At 45.2% G+C, this 4,858-nt stretch carries 3 protein-coding genes; 1 reads left to right on the forward strand and 2 read right to left on the reverse strand.

All coding sequences use genetic code 11. The features are described 5' to 3' along the window. The first annotated feature begins 175 nt into the window (after nt 1-175). Complete coding sequence (locus MJ768_RS10245; protein WP_239291461.1) at nt 176-1,552, forward strand: phosphomannomutase/phosphoglucomutase; 1,377 nt, start codon at nt 176-178, stop codon at nt 1,550-1,552. A gap of 209 nt (nt 1,553-1,761) precedes the next feature. Here MJ768_RS10245 and MJ768_RS10250 read toward each other — a convergent pair whose 3' ends face one another. Then, entirely contained in the window at nt 1,762-2,478 is a 717-nt protein-coding gene (locus MJ768_RS10250) for a DUF2490 domain-containing protein (RefSeq protein WP_239291463.1), read from the reverse strand. A 615-nt stretch (nt 2,479-3,093) separates the two neighbouring features. Next, nucleotides 3,094-4,464, reverse strand: coding sequence for an alginate export family protein (locus MJ768_RS10255; RefSeq protein WP_239291465.1), 1,371 nt, complete (start codon nt 4,462-4,464; stop codon nt 3,094-3,096). Nucleotides 4,465-4,858 lie beyond the last annotated feature (394 nt).

Below are 4,858 nucleotides of genomic sequence, written 5' to 3' on the forward strand. Positions count from 1 at the left end.
GGGCGCATCAATTTAATCAATGAGTTACAAGAGAAGTCCGACAGGCTCCTAGGCGCCAGAATCATGGGGCGCTTTAAGTCAATCACATCAGGATCGAGCATTCTCGCTATCATGCTGTGTCGTGATCCTTGATAGAGTCATGTGCACATCCCTATCCAATTCATGGAGTAGTACCATGCAAAACTTGCCTAAAGAAATTTTCAAGGCCTACGATATTCGCGGCATTGTCGGTAAATCACTGACCCAGGAAATTATTGAGATTATTGGCCATGCCATTGGCTCAGAAGCCACAGCACGAGGCCAGCACACGATTGCAATCGGTCGCGACGGACGTTTGTCTGGCGTGGAATTTGCCGCCGCTTTGGCGCGCGGCATTCAGAAGAGCGGCATCAACGTCATTGATGTTGGGCGTGTTGCTACGCCCATGGTGTATTTTGCAGCTTATCATCTGGATACACATTCTGCAGTCATGATTACCGGTAGCCACAACCCCCCGGATTACAACGGACTGAAAATGGTACTGGGAGGTGAAACGCTCTCCGGTGATGCCATACAAGCCCTGCGCACACGCATCGAGCAAAATAATTTCAGCCATGGTGCGGGTACTTATTTGCAGTTCGATATAGGCCCCGTATACATTGCACGCATTGTTTCCGACATTAAATTGGCACGGCCCATGAAGATCACGGTTGATTGCGGCAATGGCGTAGCCGGGGATTTTGCCGCTGCCCTGTATCGCCAGCTGGGCTGTACAGTCACGGAACTGTTTTGTGAAGTGGATGGCAACTTCCCTAACCATCATCCTGATCCTTCACAACCGGAAAACCTGCAAGACCTGATCCATGCACTCGCCAGCAATGATAGTGAACTGGGCTTAGCTTTCGATGGTGACGGCGACCGCTTGGGAGTCGTCACTAAAAATGGCAACATCATTTTTCCAGACAGGCAGTTAATGCTGTTCGCCGCTGATGTGCTGGCACGCAATCCTGGTGCAGAAATTATCTTCGACGTTAAATCCACGCGCAAGCTGTTTGGCTGGATTACACAACATGGTGGCAAACCAACACTCTGGAAAACCGGCCATTCCTTCATTAAGACAAAAATGAAGGAATGCGGCGCATTGCTGGCAGGTGAAATGAGTGGCCATGTATTCTTCAAGGAGCGATGGTATGGCTTCGATGACGGTCTGTACGCGGGTGCCCGTTTGCTCGAATGCTTGAGCAAAGAGTCAGATGCAAATGGCGTGCTGAATGGCCTGCCCAATTCAATTAACACACCGGAACTGCAAATAAAGCTAAAAGAGGGCGAGAGCTTCGCCCTGATCTCACAGCTGCTGAAAAAGGCAAAATTTACCGATGTACAAGACATCATCACCATAGACGGTCTGCGCGTTGAATATGCAGACGGATTTGGCTTGATGCGCTCTAGCAATACCACGCCAGTGGTGGTGTTGCGCTTTGAAGCGGATAGTGAAGAGGCGCTGGCAAGAATTCAGCACGACTTCCGCCGCGTCCTGTTGGAGGCAAATCCAAATCTCGCGCTACCTTTCTGAACGGAATGAATGGGCTTATTTTTTGAGTTTTGTATTATAGGGCACCTCTAAAAATCCAATTTTCGTCACAATACTGCGTTACTCGAAAAAAATTATCGCTTACATATCAACCATATGCCGCGCTCAAATTTTTTACTCGCGCCTTGCCTTGCCTTGCCTAGAAAATTGAATTTTTAGAGGCGCCCTATAGTTGTCTGAGACTGAACGGATTAATAATCGAAGAGAAAATTAATCGATAAAATATGATCGTTCAGGTTTACTGAGGTGTTAGACCGGTTAATATATTGATTCATGTAGCCGATTTCTGTTTTAGTTGCTTTGTCAAAATTGTATCCTATCCCCAGGAATAATCGGTTTTGATCAAAACCTGATTTAGGTGACCAATCAGTGTCGTTCAGATTTAAGAAATATTCATCGCTGGCCACTAGGCTATAAGCGGGGGCATTTTTCAGTGGACTCGATATTTTCAGCATTTGCCGCAAGCGGAATGCAGTATCATCTCCTACACGGGGTGCCCAGCGTTGTTCAAATCGCGTTCTGCTGCTGAGAGCACCGAAGGAATATTTATCCTTCCATAAAAATTGTTGCCATAATCTCCGCTCGTTGAACGGGGTTCTGGTGAAGGGCTCATCAGTGGGTATCCAACCATAGCCCAGCCAAGCACTGCTATTTTTGTTAATCTCATATCCGATCCCGGGACGGACCATTACTTGGGATAAGCGTGATGAATCCACTCCAAACCGCGCCTGGAATTCTGCCCAGTATTTAAATTTCTTTAATGCGGGATTGAAAGATTCCAGACTGCCAGTTGCAGTTGCTGTGCCCCAGGTTTGGAAATCGCTGATGTCTTTTGCAGCAAATACCGGGCTCGAAAGTAATAGGCCGGATAGGGTTAATGTCTTAAGGGTATTTATTTTTGATAGCACAGGGCTCTCTTCTCTTTAGAAGTTACGGCATTTCGAACAAACCTGGGGTTTATATATACTCTGACTTAACTTGATGATGCCTACGAGATCCGGTTCAACCATCTTCGATAAATCGCTGTATTGCGGGCAGCACTGACTTGAATTTTAATGCAGATTTCCGTTTTTTGCAGCCTGTTATTGTAACGTCAATTCACATTGATCAACAGCTTGTATGGTCATTTTCGCAACAGAATCCAGATTGTATTAGCTGGGAACTTCTGGCAGTCACTTTGCCTGTGCAATGGGCAAGGCATTATAGGATCCCTCTCGGTTGCATGTGCTCTAAAGTCGATGACAGCAATTTATATGGGATGGAGAGCAGTCTTCGTTGCAGGTTCGTCCGGACGGTCCGGACAGTCTATCTTCTTCAAAATCTAAATTCAAAATCAGAAAAAATTGGCTAATGCAGAAAAATTCTGCTTGGGTCGGCTGGTTGGTTTCAGGCTGGATGCAATCATAATAACGGTAGTGCTAATAATAAAGGGGTACGAAAAATCGCACCCCTTTATTGTCCCGCGCGCCCATTGCTAAAAAATGGCATTGACGCGTAGGCTCACGAAGCCTTCATAAACACTCTTAGAAGTTCATTGCTCCATACACCCAGAATTTACTAGTATCAAAACAGGTCGCGCAGCCAGAAGCAGCAGCAGCAGCAGCAGTATTGTTGTCTGCCCTAAAGCGTGCATACCTAGTACCTACGGAATAGGTTTTGTCGATCTGTTTAGTTGCAATCAAATCAATTTCTGTTCCATATTTGCTACTGCCATGGTCTGCTTGGAAGTCATGATAGTCAGCTCCGAGAACAATACCCGCTACTGTTGTCCTTGCATTCACGTAAATATCTTGAAGACCATTTCTTGGAGTAACCAAGAACACGTCAGCCCATCCATTAAATGCAAATAAGGTAGCCAAGGGGGTCTGGAGAGATTGTTTTCCATTACCGCTCAGTAATTCATATCCTACTTTGAATTGGGCAGCCTTTACATCTACGCCTCCTTCCAACAATGTATAGTGAACGCGGTAATCACTCGGATTATCTTTATAGTCGGACTGGCTCGCATATTCAGCTGCATATAAAATCTTGTTATCACCCATTGGAGCGTCCCCTTTAAATCGGGCACCCACGGTTCGCGTTGAATTAGCCAGACCAAAAGCTCGCGCAGAGGGATCATAATCCAGGAAATAGCCATATCCAACCACTTCAGCAAAACCTAGCCCCGTGTATTTTACGTTAAAGATGGGGGACCTCATGTGATGGTTGCCCAAGAGTGCGCCGGTGCCGTTATCAATGGAGGCGTCACTGAACACACGGTTCGCATTAGTAATAAAAGCTGCAGTAATTGTAGTGTCAGGGAGCGATTTATTGACAACTGAGGTGGCATCATACGTTTGCTGGTTTTGGCGCCAAACGACGTTACCGACCCAACGATCGTTGTCTAACCTTATGAGCTGACGACCAAATTTTACTCTAGTCTGGGGTATGCCACTATAACTTATATAGGCTTGATTGAGCTCAGTGACTTTTGCATCTGCCACAACAGAATAATTAGTCCTGCCATTTACCCTGCTGTTGTAAGCATCGTTGGCTGAGATATGTTCAATTTGAACCAGACCACCGAATCCCATATATTCTGCTGTCTCATAGCCTAGGCGCAATCGGAGAGTTGCGGCATGAGCGTCCTTCAGTGGAGCACCAGTACCTGGAGCTGGCTGATCAACATTTTCATAACGAGCCTGCAGATTGGCGGTAACCTTGCCGCCCGTAAAAGCTTCAGTAAAGGTACCTGCTGCCTTTGGAGCGGGTGTGTATAGCCCACCGACATTGCTGCCACCTGCCGCATAGTCAGCATAATCTGCTGAATATGCTTGAGGAGCTAGAGCGAGTAATGCTAGCGGCGTAAAGACTAATGACATTTGTTGAAATAATGTTCTATTTTTGAGTTTCATTGTTTGTTGCCTCCCTGGAAACGTTATGTTGATTACTTTAAGTAAAAAACTTTTAAGTCGTCACTTCTGCATGCATTTTCGGTACATTAAACTCAATTGGACGAATCATAATCAAACTTCAACTGAAGCTACCCAAATGGTAATAATTATGTAACCATTTAAATTTGTGAGTAATTTATCAATTTACCAACAATTTTTTTGTAGCTTACTGTTCACGAGTATATAACGTTTAATATAATATATTCGTTGTTTGTAACAGTTGTTGTATTTCTGCAACATCTTCCTCAAATTATAAAATTGTGAAATTTATAGGGGTGGACTTGAATTTGAATTGCTTAAGATCAGTAGCAACCCAACGTTGACCGCCGAGTCGATTGTAATTGATTGAAGGAAA

Source organism: Candidatus Nitrotoga sp. 1052 (assembly GCF_927312905.1).
In the GTDB taxonomy this organism is placed as follows: domain Bacteria; phylum Pseudomonadota; class Gammaproteobacteria; order Burkholderiales; family Gallionellaceae; genus Nitrotoga.